Genomic DNA, 18,296 nt, shown 5'->3' with positions numbered 1-18,296 from the left:
GTGCGGGTGCCGTGGGGGGCGGTTCCGCCGGAGTGTGAGGCGGGTGCGCCCGGACTGCCGCGGAAGCGACCTCCGTACGCCTGTCGCCCGTCTGCCGAGCCGGGCGATTCTGAGCGGGTCCGGCATATGTCGACCCAGCTCAGGGGGCGGTTCAGCATGGCTCGTACTCAGTCCATCTGCGGAGCACCGACGATGAGGGGGACCCGGTGCCGACGGCTGGCGATGCTGGGTGCCTCCCGGTGCGACCGCCACCGGGGCGACTGGTCGAAGTACACCGTCGAGCGCCGCAAGGCGATGGAGAAGCGGGCCAAGTCCCGCCGGGAGCGCAGGAAGTAGCGGCCGGGGCCGGGCGGATCTGCGGGTACGCCCCGGCCCTCCGCGGGTCCGGAGGGAAAGTACGTTTACGGCCCGTACGCCTGTCCGAGCCCCGCTACAGTGGCGCCCATGTTCCTCCTCCGTGCGTAGGACGCCGCGCCGACCGCACCCGCTTCGCGGGTCCGGTAGTTCCGTGTCCCCGTACGTTTCGGCGCCCGGACCGCGCGCCGCCTCTCCGAGGAACGCCCTCATGTCATCGTCTCCCCCTTCCTACGCCGGCGTCCTGCGCACCCGCCACGCACCGAGCGCCTTCGGTGCGGCGCTGCTGGGGCGGCTCAGCTACGGAATGGTGCCCCTCGCGCTGCTGCTGGCGGTCAAGAACACCACCGGCTCCTATTCCGTCGCAGGGCTCGTGATGGCCCTGTTCGGCGCCGCGAGCGTGCTGCTCTCGCCCGCCCGTGCCGCGCTCATCGACCGCTACGGTCCGCGCAGGGCGCTGCCCTGGATGGCCGGCGCGTACGCGTCGGTGCTGGTCCTGCTGGCCCAGGCCACCTGGCAGCCCGGCGCGTCCGGGCTGCGACTGGGGGCGCTGGCGCTGGCCGCCGGGCTCTGCACGCCGCCGCTCGGGCCCGTCATGCGTACCGTGTGGAGCATCCTCGTACCGGATCGCGAGCTGCTGCGCCGCGCCTACAGCCTGGACGCCGTGGCGGAGGAACTGCTGCTCGTCGGCGGGCCGTTGCTGGTCGGGCTGCTGGTCGAGTTCGCCACGCCCGCGGCGGGCGTGGCCATCAGCTCCGGGCTGGTGCTGACCGGGACGCTCGCACTGGCGTACTGCCCGGCCGTCCGGGACATCGGCGCGCGCCCGCCCGGACCCGATTCCGCCGCCGTGCCGGGCGACGGCCGGACCCTCCTGAGCCGCGTGGGCGGGCTGCGGCACGCCGTGCTGATGATGGGCGGGGTGGGGCTGTGCCTCGGTGCGCTGGATCTGCTCGTGGTGGCGTTCACCGAGCAGCGCCACCAGGGCTCGGCGGTGGCCTGGGTGCTGGCCGCTCTCTCGACGGGCAGTGCGTTCGGCGGCCTCGTCCACGGCGCCGTCCCGTGGCGCCTGTCCAACCGGGTGCGGCTGGGGGTGTTCAGCGGTGCGCTGGGGGCGGCGCTGATCGCCGCGGGGCTCTCGCCGAGCGTTCCGGTGCTGGTGGGGATGGTCGCGGTGGCCGGGCTGTTCGTGGCCCCGGCCCTGACCACCGCCTATCTGCTCGCGGACGAGTCCGTCGGGAGCGACAGCCGGACCCGGGCCGGTGCCTGGGTCAACACCGCGCTCAACGCGGGGATCTCGGCGGGCACGGCCGGGGCGGGGCTGCTGGTGGGCCGCCTGCCCCTGGCCGTGTGCTTCACCCTCTCGGCGGTCCCCGTCCTGATCGGTGCGACGGTTCTCGCCCGCCGGTCTCAGGCCCGCAGGCCGGTGGAGGTGACCGGGTAGCCGATGTCCTTGATGTCCTCGGCCAGGTCCTCGGGCAGCCGCTCGGGGTTCAGGGCGAGGACGATATCGTCGGTCAGCGGGCGCAGTGCGAAGACATGGCGTACCGCGTCGAGGTCCACCGTCGTCTCGAAGTAGTCCTCGGCCCACTCCCGGTAGCTCTCCGGGCTTCCCGCGACGAGGAGTTGGAAGAGCCAGTCCGCGCCGTCGGACTCCTCGCCGTCCTCCGGGAAGTCGATGGCGCCCGCACGCCACCGGTCGTCGCCCTGCTGCCGCCAGAGGCACGCGGTGACGACGGGCATACCGTGCTCGTCCGTGAACGAGGGCTCGTCGACGTACCGCCGGAAGACCGGCGGGACGTCGTCGAGCACTCCGGGCCAGGGTGCGTCGTCGACGTAGGGGCTCATCGGTGATTCGTGGTCGAACCCGCGGAGGTAGGCACCGGCGGGCGCGAGCACGAGGGAGTACTCGTTGCCCGACCCGTCCCGCATGGAGGCCATGGCCTCCGACGCGGACCACCGCGCGTCGTAGCTGTGCCACCGGTGGTCCCATTCCGGGCACAGGACGGCGTCCAGCATCGCCATCGAGCGGCAGAGGTCGGTGAGGACGGGTATGTCCGGCAGCCTGCGGGCCACGTCATGAACGCTCATGCGGCCATCCAACCGCACCGGTCCTCCCGCCCCGTCGGGCGGTACCCCCGGTTCCACTTCGACGGCCCGGGTCACGGTCGGGGCACCGGGCCGGGTCCGGGGCGGGCCGGGGTCCGCGCGCCCGCGCCCGGGGTCTTCACCCGTCCCCGGGCGGTGCGGCCCGCCATGCCTCCCAGACCGCCGTCAGTTCGGCCTCCACCGCCGGGGCCACCGTGTCCAGCAGCCGCACCTGCGATCCGGGGCCCGCCAGGTCCGTGCGGTAGGGGTGCGGCGGCGCCTCGGGGACGGTGCCGAGGGCGGTGACGGAGCCGATGACGCGGTTCGGGCCGAGGAGACCGGGCAGTTCGCGGATCTCCGCGTCCCGCAGATCCAGGTCCTCGACCAGCAGTTCCCGGCCGTCGTACGTGGCGTGGGTCCGCGCGCGCAGGCTTCCGCCGCGTTCGCCGGTGCGGCCCAGCACCAGGGTCTCGCGCCACAGCATCCGGGCTCCGGCGGCCAGGGTCACGTCCATGGAGCGCTCCACGTCCGCCCCGGCCGAGATCACGAACGGCCGGGCGTCCCAGTGCAGTTCACCGCCCTCCGCGATCTCGATCCGGGCCCGCCACGTCGATGTGCCGCCGCGATGGTCGTACGCGACGAGGCCGGACGGTTCGACGAGGCGCAGCCTGGCCCCCGGGCCGACCGTGATGTGCAGCGCGAGGTCGTCGCCCGCGAGGAGGCCGGCCCGGGTGCCGACGAGGGCGATGTGCAGGGCGTCCGGGTCCGGGAGGAGCGGGCGGGGAGCCAGGAAGGCGCCGGGTGTGAGGTCCCGGGCGAGGTGGCGGCCCGCGTCGTCGCGCTCGACGGTGAGCACCGTCGGCTCGGCGGCGCCCCCCGTCCGGTGGTTCACGGGTGGGCGTGGCTGTGCGGTGCCATCGGGCCCGGGTCGGTGGGGATGTGGGTGCCCGAGCGGTGCCGGGCGAGCAACGCGCGTACCCAGTCGGCCAGTTCGGCGACCGAGACCGGGTCCTTCTTGGACAGGGCCAGCACGGGGAGGCCGTCGCGGGCCGCCTCGGCGTCGGCGACCATGGCGGCCACGTCGACCTCCACGTACGGGGCGAGGTCGGTCTTGTTGATGATCAGGAGGTCCGCGCCGGTGATTCCGGGGCCGCCCTTGCGGGCCACGTCGCCGCCGCCCGCGACATCGATGCAGAAGAGCTGCGCGTCGGCCAGGGCGGGGCTGAAGGTGGCCGTCAGGTTGTCACCGCCGCTCTCCACGAGGACCAGGTCGAGCGGCCCGTACGCCTCCTCCAGGTCCTCGACGGCGTCGAGGTTGGCGCTGACGTCGTCGCGGATCGCGGTGTGCGGGCACGCCCCGGTCTCGACGGCGCGGATGCGTTCGGTGGGCAGGACGCCCGCCGAGCGGAGGAAACGGGCGTCCTCGTCGGTGTAGATGTCGTTGGTGACGACGGCCATGGACAGTTCCCCGGCGAGTTCGCGGCAGAGCGTGGCCAGGATGGAGCTCTTGCCGGTGCCGACCGGGCCGGCCACGCCGAGCCGCAGGGCGCGGGGCTGGTTCAGGGGCTCGTGGAAGTGGGGGTTGGGCCGGTCGTCGTGGTCGCCGGTGGGGGCGTGGGTCGGAGCGTGGGCGTGGGCGTGGTTGTCAGGCAAGGAAAAGTCTCCGTTCGCGTCGGTCGTGTTCGAGTGCCCACTGTTCGGTGAGCAGGGCCGTGGGGGCGGGCAGTTCGCCCGGGGTCCGTACGGCGAGGGCGGCGGCCACCGCGGCGGCGGCGTCCGGCTCGGCGGCGAGGATCCAGGCGACCGGGTCGAGCGGGTCGCCGGGCAGCAGTTTGAGGGCGGCCGAGGTGATGGTCTGGAGTTCGTCGTAGACGACCGCCTGGGCCAGTTCGTCCTCGGACACCGTCATGACGGCGCCCAGTGCGCCGAGCGTGACGGGCCGCAGCGGGCGTGGCCGGACCGTGGACAGGGCGGTGACCGCCGGGTGGTCCGGGGCCAGCCGCCGCGCGAGGCGGTGCACGCCCCGGCCGAGCGTGGCGGACGCCGCGCGCAGCGGTGCGACCGGGGTGCGGGCCACGAGCGCGTGCTGTACGGGCCCGTAGTCCACCGGGTCCTGCCGGGCGGCGCGCAGGGCGAGGACGGCGGCGGCCGCTTCGGTGACCGCTGTGGTGTGCAGCCGGGCCCGCAGGAGTGCGGGAAGGCGGTCGCGGGTGAGTCCCGCGGCGACGGCCGGTTCGAGGCCCGCGCTGTAGGTGTAGGCGCCGACCGGGAGCCGTCCGTCGGCCAGCAGGAGCCGGGCGAGCGCACCCATCAGAACATGCTGTACCGCTGGGTCAGCGGCAGTTCGGCGGCGGGGGCGGGCTCGACGAGCTCCCCGTCGATGCGGATGGCGAAGGTCTCCGGGTCCACGTCGATGGCCGGGAGCGCCGTGTTGTTCGGCAGGTCCGCCTTGGTGAGGTGGCGGGTGGGACGTACGGCGACCAGTTCCCGTTCCAGGCCGAGGCGTTCGGCGAGCCCGTCCTCCAGCGCGGCGGGGGCGACGAAGCTGACCGACAGATGCGGGGCGGCGCCGGCCGCCGCGGTGGCGCGGAGCAGCACCGGCTGGGTGGTGGGGATGGCCGCGTTGGCGTCGCCGAGGGGGGCGTACACCACCATGCCGCCCTTGATCACGGCCGCCGGGCGGATGCCGAAGAAGGCGGGGTCCCAGAGCACGAGGTCGGCGAGCTTGCCCGGTTCCACGGAGCCGACGACATGGTCGATGCCGTGGGCGACAGCGGGGCAGATCGTGTACTTGGCGACGTAGCGGCGGGCGCGCTCGTTGTCGGCGGGGAGTGCGGAGCCCCGGTCGCCGAAGCGCTGCTTCATCACATGGGCGACCTGCCAGGTGCGGCAGACGACTTCCCCGATGCGGCCCATGGCCTGGGCGTCGGAGGAGGTGATGGAGAGGGCGCCGATGTCGTGGAGGACGTCCTCGGCGGCGATGGTGGTGGCGCGGATGCGGGACTCGGCGAAGGCCAGGTCCTCGGGGACGCGCGGGTTGAGGTGGTGGCAGACCATCAGCATGTCGAGGTGTTCGGCGACGGTGTTGACGGTGTGCGGGAGCGTCGGATTGGTGGACGCGGGAAGCACGTTGGGGTGCGAGGCGACGGTGATGATGTCGGGTGCGTGGCCGCCGCCCGCGCCTTCGGCGTGGAAGACGTGGATGCCCCGTCCGGCGATAGCGTCGAGGGTTCCCTCGACGTAGCCGACCTCGTTGAGGCTGTCGGCGTGCAGGGCGACCTGGAGGCCGTAGGCGTCGGCCGCCTTCAGCGCGGCGTCGATCGCGGCGGGGGTGGCGCCCCAGTCCTCGTGGACCTTGTAACCTCCGGCGCCGCCGAGGGCGGCCTCGCGCAGGGCGTCCTCGCCGACGGTGGAACCCTTGCCGAACAGCATGATGTTGAGCGGGACGCGGTCCAGGGACCGGTGCATCATCGCGAGGTTCCACGCGCCGGGGGTGACGGTGGTGGCCTTGGACGCCTCGGTGGCTCCGGTGCCGCCGCCGATCACGGTGGTGGTGCCGGTGGCGAGGGCCTCCTGGAGGGTTTCCGGCATCAGGAAGTGGACGTGGGTGTCGACGGCTCCGGCGGTGAGGACACGCCCCTCACCGGAGACCACGTCGGTGCCGGGGCCGATGACCAGGTCGGGGTGGACACCGTCGCTGATGTCGGGGTTGCCCGAGCGGCCCAGGGCGACGATCCGGCCGGCCCGGACGCCGATGTCGGTCTTGACGATGCCCCAGTGGTCGAGGACGACGACGTTGGTGATGACGAGGTCGAGGGCGCCCTCGGCGCGTGAGGTGGTGGCCTGGGCCATCGATTCACGGATGGACTTGCCGCCGCCGAACACGGCCTCGTCGCCGCCGAAGCAGCGGTCCTCCTCCACCTCGATCCACAGATCGGTGTCGGCGAGCCGGACGCGGTCCCCGGTGGTGGGTCCGTAGAGCGCCGCGTAGGCGGCGCGGGTCATCTGTGCCATGTCACACGGTCTCCGTCTGTGCGGTTCGGGTGCCGGGGACGCGGGTGCCGGGCACCACGATGCCGGGCACGTGTCGGCGGCCGCCGAGTTCGACGAGGGTGACGTCGGCGCCGACCCCGGGTTCGAAACGCAGCGATGTACCTGACGGAATATCGAGGCGGAATCCCTCGGCCGTACCGCGGTCGAAGGAAAGCGCCGGATTCGCGTCGGAGAAATACAGGTGCGAACCGACCTGAATGGGCCGGTCACCGTCATTTACTACGGTGAGCTGCAATTTGGTAAGCGTGTCGTTGATTTTCAGTACACCGGATCCGGTCCGGATCTCGCCGGGGATCACGGGATCGGCGAGGTGATCGTGACGAGCTTGCGCCCGTCGGGGAAGGTCGCCTCGACCTGGACGTCGTGCAGCATCTCGGGGACGCCTTCGAGCACGTCAGCGCGGGTCAGGACGGTGCGGCCCGCGGTCATGAGGTCGCTGACGGGGGCGCCTTCGCGGGCTCGTTCCATGGCCCAGCAGGCGAGCAGGGCGACGGCCTCGGGGTAGTTGAGGCGGACGCCGCGCTCACGCCGGTCCCGGGCGACCATTCCGGCGACGCTCAGCAGCAATTTCTCCGTGTCGGACGGAGTGAGAAACATGGGAAACCTCCATGGCGGCAGTCCCCGGAATTCCCGGAATCGCCTCGGCCACGTTCCTCTTATAAGCCTCCGAGCAGGCCCGTGGCAACTCGCTCCGCACCGCAAAAAGTCCCTTTCTGGGGTTATCGACCGCCATATACGGGCAAAGTAGACAAATTTCAATCTTCAAGAAAACGTAAAGAGAGGTGGCCCCGCGGCCCCCGCCGGGGCCGCGGAACCACCTCACATGGTTCTCTCAGCAGGTCACTTCAGGCCGAACGCCTTGATGATCTCCTGGTCGACGGCCAGACCGCCGGGGCCCTCGGCGCGCACCTTGAGCGAAACCGAGGCGGCACCCTTCCCGGGCGTCCTGAACTTCGCGGTCCATGTGCCCGACGAGCCCTTGCGCAGCTCTGCCGCGCTCCAGGACCTGCCCTCGTCATAGCTGACGGACAGCGAGGCCTTCGTCGCCTTCACCGCGCCGTCCAGCCACGCCTGGGTACCGGCCTCCAGACCGACCTCGGTCCACTTGCCGGCCTTGACGTCACCGGCCAGGTCGGTGTCCACGGCGTAGTCCAGCTGGAGCAGCGGGATGTCGGCCTGATACGGGCCGTTCTCGTCCAGGGCACCCGAGACGAAGTTCCACTCGGTGTGCGTACGGGTCGAGGTCTTCCAGGTCTCCGCGTCCCGGACGGAGTCGATGACCAGGCGGTACGGCAGCTTCTCCGCCGACAGGTCCCAGGCGTATCCGGCCCGGCCCGCGCCCTTCTTGATCAGTGTGTCGCCCTGGTAGAAGCCGTACGAGGTGGTGTCGTACTCGTCCTCCGGCATCGAGCCGGAGTGGCCCTCGCCCGAGTCGGTCCACGGCGTGATGTTGAACTGGACGTCGTTGCGGGCGGTGCGGAAGGGACCCCAGTAGCCGGTGCCGAGACGGGGGCCGACCACCGGCGCGAACCAGTCGTCGCGGTAGGTCCTGCCCGCCTTGTAGTCCAGCTCCGCGCTGCGCATCTCGTGTCCCGTACCGGAGGCGTCGGCGTTGAGCACCGCGTGGTTCTCGTACCAGAAGGAGTCGCCCGGCAGCGGGTTGACCCACTCGGTGCGGGTGCCCGGGAACTTCTCGTACTCCTCGAAGCCGAGACCGGGGCCGTAGTCCGGGATGTCGTAGCGGTATCCGGCGCCGAGCGCCGCCTTGTGGCCGTAGAAGGTGTTCTCCACCTTCGCCAGCTGACGGACCGACGGGGCGAAGGCCAGCGAGCGGTCGGGGATCGTGCCGTCGTGACGGTCGACCAGGTCGTAGACGTAGCTCGCGAACTTCTTCTGGTCGACGGAGAGCTTCTTGCCGCGCTGCGCCGCCTTGATCAGCGTCCCGCCCGCGGTCTTCTGCACCGAGGCGACCGGGATGGTGGTCTGCTCGCCGTACGGGACGTAGGACTCCATCGCGACCCCGCGGCCGTCGTTGACGACGAAGAGCGCCTTGGCGCCCGCCGCCAGCGCGCCCGCCAGCCGCTCGGCGGGGGTGACCGCGTCGCTGCGGTTGACCACGACGGCCTTGCCCTTGGCGTTGACGCCCCGGTAGTCGGCCGCGGCGCCGTTGCCGGCGAAGACACCGGTCAGCTTCTGCTCGCTGTCCTCGGCGACGGCGGAGCCGCCCTGCACGAAGACGGGGACGTCATGGCCGTCGGCCGTCAGGTCGATCAGTTCCTCGCTCTGGCGCCAGCGGGTCAGGAAGCTGAAACTGCCCTGGGTGACCTTCTTGGTCGGGCTCGCCCACAACTGGTCGTAGATCAGCGGGATCTGGTACGCGTCGCGCTGGACGGTGCCGTCCGGGGCGGTGCGTGCCATGTCATAGCGCAGCTGGCGGGTCTCGGTCTCCTTCGGCGTCCGCACACTGACCTTGCGGGCCTTCGAGGCGTCGAGGGTGACGGTGGTGGACTTGTCCAGGATCGTCTCGGGGGCCGCGAGGAACGCGATGCCCTTCGAGTCGGCCCGGTCGCCGTCGATCTCCGCGGTGCTCCAGGCGGTGTAGTTGCCCGGGGGCAGCCGCAGGGTCGTGTCACCGGGGACGTTGACGACGCCCAGCTGCGGGTCGCCTAGCGCGGCGAGGACGACCTGTCCGTCCATCGGCTTGCCCGCGCGGTCGCGGAGCTTCAGGGTCAGGTCGTAGAGCTCCTGCTCCTTGTTGAGGGCGAAGCCGGTGTGCGCGACGACCGTGCCCGCCGCGTCCTTGGCGAGGACCTGGCCGGAGAACTGGGTGTTGTTCGCGACCTCGGAGGGGTCCAGCGACAGCACGGCCTCGGCGGTGGAGCCCGCCGGGACGGTCAGCGTGGAGGTGGAGAGGGTGTACGCGGCCGCGTCCGTGTCGGTGGCCAGGCCGAGCGTGACGTCCTTGTCACCCGTGTTGCGGTAGGTGATGGTCCGCTCGGTGACCGGGTCGGAGGGGCTGTGCGGCCAGTTGTACGAGGCGACCTCGACGGAGCCGGTGGCCTCGATCGTCGTGTCGATCGCCGCCTTCACATCCAGCCGGCCGGTGCCCTGCTCGTACGGGGTGTAGTCGGGCAGCGCCTCGGACGAGCTCATCAGCGCGTCCTTGATGCGCTGGCCGGACCAGTCGGGGTGACGCTGCTTCAGGATCGCCGCGGCGCCCGCGACATGCGGGGTGGCCATCGACGTACCGGACATCGACTGGTACATGCCCTCGATGCCGGGGACCGACTGCGAGGCCGCCGCGTTGATGTCGACGCCGGGGGCGGACAGGTCGGGCTTGAGACCGTGGCTGTTGACCAGCGGGCCCATGGAGGAGAAGTCCGCCCGGTTGTCCTGCTTGTCGACGGCCGCGATGGTGAGGGCCTTCTGCGCCGAGCCGGGCGAGCCGATGGTGCCCGCGCCGTACGCGTTGCCCGCGGCGATCACGAACAGCGGACCACCGTCGGCCGACAGGGCGTCGACGGCCTGCGACATCGGGTCGGAGCCGTCGTCCGGAACCGGGGAGCCGAGGCTCATGGAGACGACGTCGGCGCCTTCCGCCTTCGCCCACTCCATGGCTTCGATGATGCCGGAATCTGCGCCGGAGCCCTCGTCGCTGAGGACCTTGCCGACGAGGAGGTCCGCGGCCGGCGCGACGCCCTTGTTGTCGCCCTGGGAGGCGGCACCCGAACCGGCGATGGTGGACGCGACATGCGTACCGTGGCCGTTCTTGTCGTCCACCTCCTCGCCCGGCACGAAGCTCCGGGACTCCAGGATCCGGTCCTTGACGTCCGGGTGGCCGGCGTCGATCCCGGTGTCCAGGACCGCGACCTTGGTGCCCTTGCCGTCGAAGCCCGCGGCCCACGCCTGCGGGGCGTTGACCTGCGGCACCGACTCCTTGAGCAGGGCCTCGGAGCGGCCGTCGAGCCACAGCCTCGCAATGCCGTTGTCCAGCGAACGGGCCTTCTCCGTACGCGCGATGTCGCTCCAGAAGGCGCGGGCGTCGTCCTTGTCGGCCTTCAGCGCCGCGCCGTGGATGGAGCCGAGCGTCCGGACCTTCTTGGCTCCGCGCGGGGCCGCGGGCAGTGCCTTGGCCTTGCTCACCGCATAGGTGGCGATCAGCGGAATGCCGCCCGTGGCCGCGTCGTCGTACCCCATCCGCACCAGGGCCGGGACATTGAACAGCCGCCGGTCGAGCTTCCCGGCCGCGAGCAGCGCGGTGGCCTCGTCGGGCAGGACGAAGAGGTCGTCGCCCGCCTGCTGGACGTGGACGCCGCCGTTCGCGCCCTCGGGGCGGTCCACGGTGACGGTGTCCTGGTTGCCGGGGCCGTCCACGTAGTGCACGACGTCCCCGGTGATCAGGGTGATGTCGTGGCTCTGGACCCGGGCCTCGTGGCGGCTCTCGGCGGAGCGCGGTGCGGAGGCGGCGGTGGCGGAGCCCGCGGCGGGGAGCACGGCGCCGCTCACGAGTGCGACGGAGGTCGCTATGAGCAGCGCCCTGCGTCCTGTACGAGCGGGTCTCGCCCGGCCGGAAACGGAGGAGGGGGAAAATGTCATGCAGCTGATCTACCGGTAAATGAGCGACTACGGTTCGGTTCCTGGCTGGCAGGAATGCGCCGTGGCGGTAATCCGCCCGGCGGCGAACGGCGCGGCGGGGCCGGTTTCGGTCCGGAGACGAGGCCGGAGACGGCGCCTGGGACGGGCCGGAGTCAGGACCGGTTTCCCTCGGCTTCAGGCCACCGAGGCGAGCGGGGAGCCGCCTTCGTGATGGATCGGGGTGTGGGCGCCGGTGAGCGGTACGCCGCTGCCGCCGCGCCGGACGGCGACGATCTCGGCGGCGATCGACAGGGCCGTCTCCTCCGGCGTACGGGCACCGAGGTCGAGGCCGATCGGCGAGTGCAGCGCGGCCAGTTCGCGCTCGGTGACTCCGGCCTCGCGGAGCCGATCGTTGCGTTCCAGGTGGGTGCGGCGCGAGCCCATCGCCCCGACGTACGCGACCGGCAGCTTCAACGCCGCGGTCAGCAGGGGCACATCGAACTTGGCGTCGTGCGTGAGGACACAGAGCACCGTGCGCGCGTCCACCTCGGTGGCGGCGAGGTAGCGGTGCGGCCAGTCGACCACGATCTCGTCGGCGTCCGGGAAACGGGCCCGGGTCGCGAAGACCGGCCGGGCGTCGCAGACGGTGACCCGGTAGCCGAGGAAGGAACCGGCCCGCACCAGGGCGGCGGCGAAGTCGATGGCCCCGAACACGATCATGCGGGGCGGCGGAACGCTGGACTCCACGAGCAGTTGGACGGGCCGGCCGCAGCGGGAGCCCTCCGCGCCGATGGTGAGCGGGCCGGTGCGGCCCGCGTCCAGCATCGCCCTGGTCTCGGCCGCCGCCGTGCGGTCCAGTGCGCGATGGCCGCCGAGCCCGCCCTCGTACGACCCGTCAGGGTGGACGAGGAGCGGGCGGCCGAGGAGTTCGGCGGGGCCGTCGGTGATCCTGGCGACCGCGGCCGCCGCCCCCTCCGCGGCTGCCGCGAGCGCCGCCGCGAACACCGGGCGTGCGGGGTCGTCCGCACGCACCGGTGTGACCAGGATGTCGATGACGCCGCCGCAGGTCAGACCGACCGCGAAGGCATCGTCGTCGCTGTAGCCGAACTGCTCCCGGACGGTTGTGCCGTCCTTGAGGGCCTGTTGGCACAGCTCGTACACCGCGCCCTCCACACATCCGCCGGAGACCGACCCGATGGCCGAGCCGTCGCGGTCGACGGCGAGTGCGGCTCCCGGCTGCCGGGGGGCGCTGCCGCCGACCGCCACCACGGTGGCGACGGCGAACTCGCGTCCCTGCCCGACCCACCGGTGCAGCTCTTCGGCGATGTCCAGCATGTCGTGTCTCCTTGGGCGGTGTGGGGAGGGGCGGGTGTCAGTGGACGCCCAGCCAGCTCTCGATCGGATTGAGGGCGAAGTACACGATGAAGATGACCGTCAGGCCCCACATGAAGGCCCCGACCTCGCGGGCCCGGCCCTGGGCGAGCTTGATGGCGGCGTACGAGATGACACCCGCGGCGACACCGGTGGTGATCGTGTACGTGAAGGGCATCAGGACCACGGTGAGGAAGACCGGGATGGCGACGGAACGGTCGCCCCAGTCCACGTGCCGGGCGTTCTGCATCATCATGGCGCCGATGACGACGAGGGCGGCCGAGGCCACCTCGGTCGGCACGATCGCGGTGAGCGGGGTGAAGAACAGGCAGGCGGCGAAGAAGAGTCCGGTGATGACGGCGGCGAACCCGGTCCGGGCCCCCTCGCCGACACCGGTGGCCGACTCGACGAACACGGTCTGGCCGGAGCCTCCGGCGACTCCGCCGATGGCACCGCCCGCACCGTCGATGAACAGCGCCTTGGACAGGCCCGGCATACGGCCCTTGTCGTCGGCGAGCTTGGCCTCCGTACCGACACCGATGATGGTGGCCATGGCGTCGAAGAAGCCGGCCAGCACCAGGGTGAAGACGATCATCACTCCGACGTCGCCCCAGCCGCCGAACTCCACATGTCCGAAGAGCGAGAAGTCGGGTGCGGAGACCGCGCTGCCGTTGAGCTCCGGCGGGCCGCTGCTCCAGGACTTGGCGTCGACGTCGGCGATCGCGTTGACGGCGATGGCGATCACGGTGCCGACGACGATGCCGATCAGGATCGCGCCGGGGATGTCGCGGGCCTGCAGCATGAAGATCAGCAACAGGGTCACGCAGAAGATCAGGACGGGCCAGCCGGAGAGTTCACCGGCCGGGCCGAGCGACACCGGGGTCGCCTTGCCCTGGTGGACGAAGCCGGCCTTGTAGAGGCCGATGAGGGCGATGAAGAGCCCGATCCCCATGGTGATGCCGTGCTTGAGCGCGAGCGGGATCGCGTTCATGATCATTTCGCGCAGGCCGGTGACCACCAGGAGGCAGATCACCACACCGTAGATCACACACATGCCCATGGCCTGCGGCCAGGTCATAGCGGGTGCGACCTGCGAGGACAGCACGCCGGAGACGCTGAGTCCGGCGGCGAGCGCCAGCGGGACCTTGCCGACGAAACCCATCAGGAGGGTGGTCGCGGCTGCCGCGAGGGCGGTCGCGGTGATCAGTCCGGGCTGGCTGAGGAGGTTGCCGTCGACGTCCTTGCCGCCGAGGATCAGCGGGTTGAGCAGGAGGATGTACGCCATGGCCATGAAGGTCGTGACGCCGCCGCGCACCTCACGCGCGACCGTGGATCCTCGTTCGGATATGTGGAAGTGCCGGTCGAGCCAAGATCTTCCGGCGGGGACGCGCGAGCCGGAGCCCGCGTCCTCCGCACCGGTCTTCGGCTCCACTGACTGCTGGGTCATGATGCCTGACTCCCAAGGTTCACAGGGGCACCCGCGTGGAGAGTACTGATTGCGGGATTTGGGATGACTGCGCTGGGCGGCACGACCCGGGGGACGGCCCGAGGCGAACGGTTCATGCAGGTACGGATGTACTGAGGCAGTGCGAAGGACCGCGAGCGGTGCGGTACTCGGTGTCTCCGGGCGGTGCGGTACGCGGGGAAGTGTGACGTTCACGGCAGGCCGCACCGCCCGGAGAGTTCAGGAGGGAGCGGCTCAGGTGCCGGTGAGGTGCTCGGGGCGCACCGGCGTCCTGTTGAGCTCCAGGCCCGTCGCGTTCCGGATCGCCGCGAGGACGGCCGGGGTGGACGAGAGGGTCGGGGCCTCGCCGACGCCGCGGAGCCCGTACGGGGCGTGCTCGTCGGCCAGTTCGAGCACGTCGACCGGGATGGTCGGGGTGTCGAGGATGGTGGGCAGCAGATAGTCCGTGAAGGACGGGTTGCGCACCTTCGCGGTCTTCGGGTCGACGATGATCTCCTCCATGATGGCGACGCCCATGCCCTGGAGGGAGCCGCCCTGGATCTGGCCGATCACGGAGAGCGGGTTGAGGGCCTTGCCGACGTCCTGGGCACAGGCCAGTTCGATGACCTTGACCAGGCCCAGCTCGGTGTCGACCTCGACGACGGCGCGGTGTGCGGCGAAGGAGTACTGGACGTGGCCGTTGCCCTGGCCGGTGCGCAGGTCGAACGCCTCGGTGGGCCGGTGACGCCACTCCAGCTCGACGTCGATCGCCTCGTCCCGGAGCACATCGGCCACATCGGCGAGCACCTCGCCGCCGTCGGTGACGACCTTGCCGCCCTCCAGGAGCAGTTCGGCGGTGGCCCAGGCCGGGTGGTACGTGCCGAACCTGCGCCGTCCGAGCTCCAGGACCTGTTCGCGTACGGCCTCGCAGGAGTTCTTCACGGCGCCGCCGGTGACGTACGTCTGGCGGGAGGCGGAGGTGGAGCCGGCCGAGCCGACCTGGGTGTCGGCCGGGTGGATGGTGACCTGGCTGACGCCGAGTTCGGTACGGGCGATCTGGGCGTGCACGGTGACGCCGCCCTGGCCGACCTCGGCCATCGCGGTGTGCACGGTGGCGACCGGTTCGCCGTTGATGACCTCCATCCGGACCCGTGCGGTGGAGTAGTCGTCGAAGCCCTCGGAGAAGCCGACGTTCTTCAGCCCCACCGCGTAGCCGACACCGCGGACGACGCCTTCACCGTGTGTGGTGTTGGAGAGGCCGCCGGGCAGGTCGCGGACATCGACGGAGCTGCCCGCCGCGTCGACGGACAGCCACTGCCGCTCGGGCGGCAGCGGCCGGGACTTGACCCGGCGCAGGAGTTCGGCGACCGGGGCGGGCGAGTCGCAGGGCTGGCCGGTCGGCAGCAGGGTGCCCTGCTCCATGGCGTTGCGCTGCCGGAACTCGACCGGGTCCAGGCCCAGTTCGGCCGCCAGCTTGTCCATCTGCGCCTCGTAGGCGAAGCACGCCTGGACCGCGCCGAAGCCGCGCATGGCGCCGCAGGGCGGGTTGTTGGTGTAGAGCGCAATCGCCTCGATGTCGACGTCCTCGACGGCGTACGGGCCGACCGCGAGCGAGGAGGCGTTGCCGACGACCGCCGGGGAGGCCGACGCGTAGGCGCCGCCGTCCAGGACGATCCTGCACTTCATGTGCGTGAGTTTGCCGTCCTTGGTGGCGCCGTGCTCGTAGTGGAGCTTCGCCGGGTGCCGGTGGACGTGCCCGAAGAAGGACTCGAACCGGTTGTAGACGATCTTGACGGGCTTGCCGGTGCGCAGCGCCAGCAGGCAGGCGTGGATCTGCATCGACAGGTCCTCGCGACCACCGAAGGCACCGCCGACGCCGGAGAGCGTCATGCGGACCTTGTCCTCGGGCAGACCGAGGACGGGGGCGATCTGCCGGAGGTCGGAGTGCAGCCACTGGGTGGCGACGTACAGCTCGACGCCGCCGTCCTCGGAGGGCACGGCGAGCCCGGACTCCGGGCCGAGGAACGCCTGGTCCTGCATGCCGAAGGTGTAGTCGCCGGTGACGATGACGTCGGCCCGTGCGGCGGCCGCGTCGGCGTCGCCGCGGATGATCGGCTGGCGGTGCACGATGTTGGGGTGCGGCACATGGCCGATGTGGTGGTCGTCGCGGCCCTCGTGGATCAGGATCGCGCCGGGTGCGGTCGCGGACGCCTCGTCCGTGATGACCGGCAGTTCGGCGTAGTCGATCTTGATCTTGGCCGCGGCGCGGCGGGCGGTCTCCGGGTGGTCGGCGGCGACCAGCGCCACCGGCTCACCGTGGTGGCGGACCTTGCCGTGCGCCAGCACCGGGGTGTCCTGGATCTCCAGGCCGTAGTTCTTCATCGCGGCGGGCAGGTCGTCGTAGGTCAGCACGGCGTAGACGCCGGGCGTCGCGACGGCTTCGCCGATGTCGATGGACCTGATCTCCGCGTGCGCGACGGTGGAGCGGAGCGTGTGGCCCCACAGCATGTCCTCGTGCCACATGTCGGAGGAGTACGCGAACTCTCCGGTGACCTTCAGGATGCCGTCGGGGCGCAGTGTGGACTCACCGATGCCGCCCTTGGTGGGCGAACCCTGGGTGATCTTGGTGGGCGTGCCGGCCGGGACGGTGGCGGCTCGTGGATGCAGCGCCATGGCTATCGGACCGCCTCTTCCTGACGGGCGGCCGCGAGGCGGACCGCGTCGAGGATCTTCTCGTAACCGGTGCAACGGCACAGGTTCCCGGAGAGCGCCTCGCGGATGTCCTGGTCGGACGGGGAGGGGTGTGCTTCCAGCAGTTCATCGGCCGCGACAAGCAGGCCGGGGGTGCAGAAGCCGCACTGGACGGCTCCGGCGTCGATGAACGCCTGCTGGATGGGGGCCAGTTCGACGGCTTCGCCGCTCTGCCCGTCGGCGGGCCCGGCCTGCCATCGCTGGGCGGCGTCGAGCGTCGTGCCGCAGGAACCGGAGGCGCAGCCGCCGCCGGGGTGGGCGTCCTCGCGGTGCTTGGCGTAGTCGGCGAGCCCCTCGACGGTGACGACCTCGCGGCCCTCGACCTGACCGGCGGCGACCAGACAGGAACAGACCGGCACACCGTCGAGGCGGACCGTGCAGGAGCCGCATTCGCCCTGCTCGCAGGCGTTCTTGGAACCGGGAAGACCCATGCGCTCGCGCAGGACGTACAGGAGGGACTCCCCCTCCCAGACGTCGTCGGCTTCCTGCTGACGGCCGTTGACCGTGAAATTCACTCGCATGGTTATGCAGCTCCCTCAAGGGTGCGGCCCGCGCCGCGGTACTGCTCCCAGGTCCAGCCGAGCGTGCGGCGGGCCATGATGCCGACCGCGTGCCTGCGGTACTTCGCGGTGCCCCGCACGTCGTCGATCGGGTTGCAGGCGCCGGAGGCGAGGTCGGCGAACTGCTTGGCGATCGACGGGGTGATGATCCTGCCGCTCTCCCAGAACCCGCCCTCTTCGAGCGCGGCGTTCAGGAACTCCTCCGCCTCCTTGGCCCGGACCGGGGTCGGGGCGGCGGAGCCGATGCCGGTGCGGACCGTGCGGGTCCCGGGGTGCAGGGCGAGGCCGAAGGCGCAGACGGCGATGACCATCGCGTTGCGGGTGCCGACCTTGGAGTACTGCTGCGGCCCGTCGGCCTTCTTGATGTGTACGGCCCGGATCAGCTCGTCCGGGGCCAGTGCGTTGCGCTTGACGCCGGTGTAGAAGGCGTCGATGGGGATCATCCGGACGCCGCGTACGGACTCGGCCTCGACCTCGGCGCCCGCGGCGAGGAGGGCGGGGTGGGCGTCACCGGCGGGCGACGCGGTGCCGAGGTTGCCGCCGACGCCGCCGCGGTTGCGGATCTGCGGGGAGGCGACGGTGTGCGAGGCGAGCGCCAGGCCGGGCAGCTCGGCCCGCAGGTGCTCCATGATGTCGCTGTACGGCACGGAGGCGCCGAGCCGTACGTTCTCCTGGCCCACCTCCCACTCGGACAGCTCACCGATGCGGTTCAGGTCCAGGAGATACTCGGGCCGCCGGTGGTCGAAGTTGATCTCGACCATCACATCGGTGCCGCCCGCGATGGGAACAGCCGTGGGGTGCTCGGCCTTGGCGGCGAGCGCCTCCTCCCAGCTGGCGGGGCGAAGGAAGTCCATGAGTGGCTCTCTTCTTCTCAATCGGTCGTTCGCTGGGGCTGGGGACGGCCGGCCCTCGACTGGTTCGTTCCTATGGTGTTCACGCGGTGTGTGGCCCAGTACACAAGCCCAGCTCCTGCCGGTGCAGTCACGGAAACACTGAAGGAGTTGGCTGGTCTCCTTCCTCGTCTTGTAGATTCGAACGAATGGCGGGAATCAGTAACCTCTCCGCAATTCACAGGTATCCCCGGTATCCCTCGTCCCACCCAC

Annotated in this window: 15 protein-coding genes; 2 read left to right on the top strand and 13 right to left on the bottom strand. The window is 71.2% G+C overall.

Going from position 1 to position 18,296, the window contains the following annotated elements; all coding sequences use genetic code 11:
- The first annotated feature begins 192 nt into the window (after window positions 1-192).
- Together A6A29_RS07715 and A6A29_RS07710 are read left to right on the top strand one after the other, a co-directional pair.
- Complete coding sequence (locus A6A29_RS07715) at window positions 193-336, top strand: hypothetical protein (protein ID WP_241838371.1); 144 nt, start codon at window positions 193-195, stop codon at window positions 334-336.
- 229 nt (window positions 337-565) lie between these two features.
- Window positions 566-1,795: an MFS transporter gene (locus A6A29_RS07710; RefSeq protein WP_073719217.1), complete on the top strand. Its 1,230-nt coding sequence runs from the start codon at window positions 566-568 to the stop codon at window positions 1,793-1,795.
- On the opposite strand, the gene A6A29_RS07705 is transcribed toward A6A29_RS07710, so the two are convergent.
- From A6A29_RS07705 to A6A29_RS07645, 13 genes are all read right to left on the bottom strand, one after another.
- Window positions 1,762-2,442: a hypothetical protein gene (locus tag A6A29_RS07705; RefSeq protein ID WP_073719216.1), complete on the bottom strand. Its 681-nt coding sequence runs from the start codon at window positions 2,440-2,442 to the stop codon at window positions 1,762-1,764. The two genes, A6A29_RS07710 and A6A29_RS07705, sit on opposite strands and share 34 nt — an antisense overlap.
- A 136-nt stretch (window positions 2,443-2,578) precedes the next feature.
- Window positions 2,579-3,331: an urease accessory protein UreD gene (locus A6A29_RS07700; protein WP_073719215.1), complete on the bottom strand. Its 753-nt coding sequence runs from the start codon at window positions 3,329-3,331 to the stop codon at window positions 2,579-2,581.
- Window positions 3,328-4,092: an urease accessory protein UreG gene (ureG, locus tag A6A29_RS07695; protein WP_385729921.1), complete on the bottom strand. Its 765-nt coding sequence runs from the start codon at window positions 4,090-4,092 to the stop codon at window positions 3,328-3,330. Before ureG ends, A6A29_RS07700 begins: the two co-directional genes overlap by 4 nt.
- Entirely contained in the window at window positions 4,085-4,750 is a 666-nt protein-coding gene (locus tag A6A29_RS07690) for an urease accessory protein UreF (RefSeq protein WP_073719214.1), read from the bottom strand. The genes ureG and A6A29_RS07690 overlap by 8 nt, the downstream gene beginning before the upstream one ends.
- Window positions 4,750-6,453, bottom strand: coding sequence for an urease subunit alpha (locus A6A29_RS07685; RefSeq protein WP_073719213.1), 1,704 nt, complete (start codon window positions 6,451-6,453; stop codon window positions 4,750-4,752). Before A6A29_RS07685 ends, A6A29_RS07690 begins: the two co-directional genes overlap by 1 nt.
- Before the next feature lies 1 nt (window position 6,454).
- Window positions 6,455-6,790, bottom strand: coding sequence for an urease subunit beta (gene ureB, locus A6A29_RS07680; protein WP_073719212.1), 336 nt, complete (start codon window positions 6,788-6,790; stop codon window positions 6,455-6,457).
- Window positions 6,787-7,089 (bottom strand): urease subunit gamma, encoded by a 303-nt coding sequence (locus A6A29_RS07675; protein WP_073719211.1) that lies wholly within the window; start codon window positions 7,087-7,089, stop codon window positions 6,787-6,789. Before A6A29_RS07675 ends, ureB begins: the two co-directional genes overlap by 4 nt.
- 243 nt (window positions 7,090-7,332) lie before the next feature.
- Window positions 7,333-11,088: a S8 family serine peptidase gene (locus A6A29_RS07670; RefSeq protein ID WP_079182626.1), complete on the bottom strand. Its 3,756-nt coding sequence runs from the start codon at window positions 11,086-11,088 to the stop codon at window positions 7,333-7,335.
- 174 nt (window positions 11,089-11,262) lie between these two features.
- Window positions 11,263-12,402, bottom strand: a complete 1,140-nt coding sequence (locus A6A29_RS07665) for an XdhC family protein (RefSeq protein WP_073719209.1) — start codon at window positions 12,400-12,402, stop codon at window positions 11,263-11,265.
- Window positions 12,403-12,439: 37 nt separating this feature from the next.
- Entirely contained in the window at window positions 12,440-13,885 is a 1,446-nt protein-coding gene (locus tag A6A29_RS07660; protein WP_073719208.1) for an NCS2 family permease, read from the bottom strand.
- Between the two features lie 252 nt (window positions 13,886-14,137).
- A complete protein-coding gene (locus A6A29_RS07655; RefSeq protein WP_073719207.1) occupies window positions 14,138-16,555 on the bottom strand; it encodes a xanthine dehydrogenase family protein molybdopterin-binding subunit in 2,418 nt (805 codons plus the stop codon).
- A gap of 2 nt (window positions 16,556-16,557) precedes the next feature.
- Entirely contained in the window at window positions 16,558-17,154 is a 597-nt protein-coding gene (locus A6A29_RS07650; RefSeq protein ID WP_073719206.1) for a (2Fe-2S)-binding protein, read from the bottom strand.
- A gap of 2 nt (window positions 17,155-17,156) precedes the next feature.
- Window positions 17,157-18,047, bottom strand: a complete 891-nt coding sequence (locus A6A29_RS07645) for an FAD binding domain-containing protein (protein ID WP_073719205.1) — start codon at window positions 18,045-18,047, stop codon at window positions 17,157-17,159.
- Between the last annotated feature and the right edge of the window lie 249 nt (window positions 18,048-18,296).

Source organism: Streptomyces sp. TSRI0281 (assembly GCF_001905125.1).
Taxonomy (GTDB): domain Bacteria; phylum Actinomycetota; class Actinomycetes; order Streptomycetales; family Streptomycetaceae; genus Streptomyces.
The sequence above is the reverse complement of the archived record's forward strand: the minus strand, read 5'-3'. Positions and strand labels throughout refer to the sequence as shown.

What these genes read in the sequence shown, in the direction of transcription:
- A6A29_RS07715 (WP_241838371.1), top strand. Translation starts at nt 193, where the DNA reads ATGAGGGGGACCCGGTGCCGACGGCTGGCGATGCTGGGTGCCTCCCGG.
- A6A29_RS07710 (WP_073719217.1), top strand. Translation starts at nt 566, where the DNA reads ATGTCATCGTCTCCCCCTTCCTACGCCGGCGTCCTGCGCACCCGCCAC.
- A6A29_RS07705 (WP_073719216.1), bottom strand. Translation starts at nt 2,442, where the DNA reads ATGAGCGTTCATGACGTGGCCCGCAGGCTGCCGGACATACCCGTCCTC.
- A6A29_RS07690 (WP_073719214.1), bottom strand. Translation starts at nt 4,750, where the DNA reads ATGGGTGCGCTCGCCCGGCTCCTGCTGGCCGACGGACGGCTCCCGGTC.
- A6A29_RS07685 (WP_073719213.1), bottom strand. Translation starts at nt 6,453, where the DNA reads ATGGCACAGATGACCCGCGCCGCCTACGCGGCGCTCTACGGACCCACC.
- A6A29_RS07675 (WP_073719211.1), bottom strand. Translation starts at nt 7,089, where the DNA reads ATGTTTCTCACTCCGTCCGACACGGAGAAATTGCTGCTGAGCGTCGCC.
- A6A29_RS07670 (WP_079182626.1), bottom strand. Translation starts at nt 11,088, where the DNA reads ATGACATTTTCCCCCTCCTCCGTTTCCGGCCGGGCGAGACCCGCTCGT.
- A6A29_RS07665 (WP_073719209.1), bottom strand. Translation starts at nt 12,402, where the DNA reads ATGCTGGACATCGCCGAAGAGCTGCACCGGTGGGTCGGGCAGGGACGC.
- A6A29_RS07660 (WP_073719208.1), bottom strand. Translation starts at nt 13,885, where the DNA reads ATGACCCAGCAGTCAGTGGAGCCGAAGACCGGTGCGGAGGACGCGGGC.
- A6A29_RS07655 (WP_073719207.1), bottom strand. Translation starts at nt 16,555, where the DNA reads ATGGCGCTGCATCCACGAGCCGCCACCGTCCCGGCCGGCACGCCCACC.
- A6A29_RS07650 (WP_073719206.1), bottom strand. Translation starts at nt 17,154, where the DNA reads ATGCGAGTGAATTTCACGGTCAACGGCCGTCAGCAGGAAGCCGACGAC.
- A6A29_RS07645 (WP_073719205.1), bottom strand. Translation starts at nt 18,047, where the DNA reads ATGGACTTCCTTCGCCCCGCCAGCTGGGAGGAGGCGCTCGCCGCCAAG.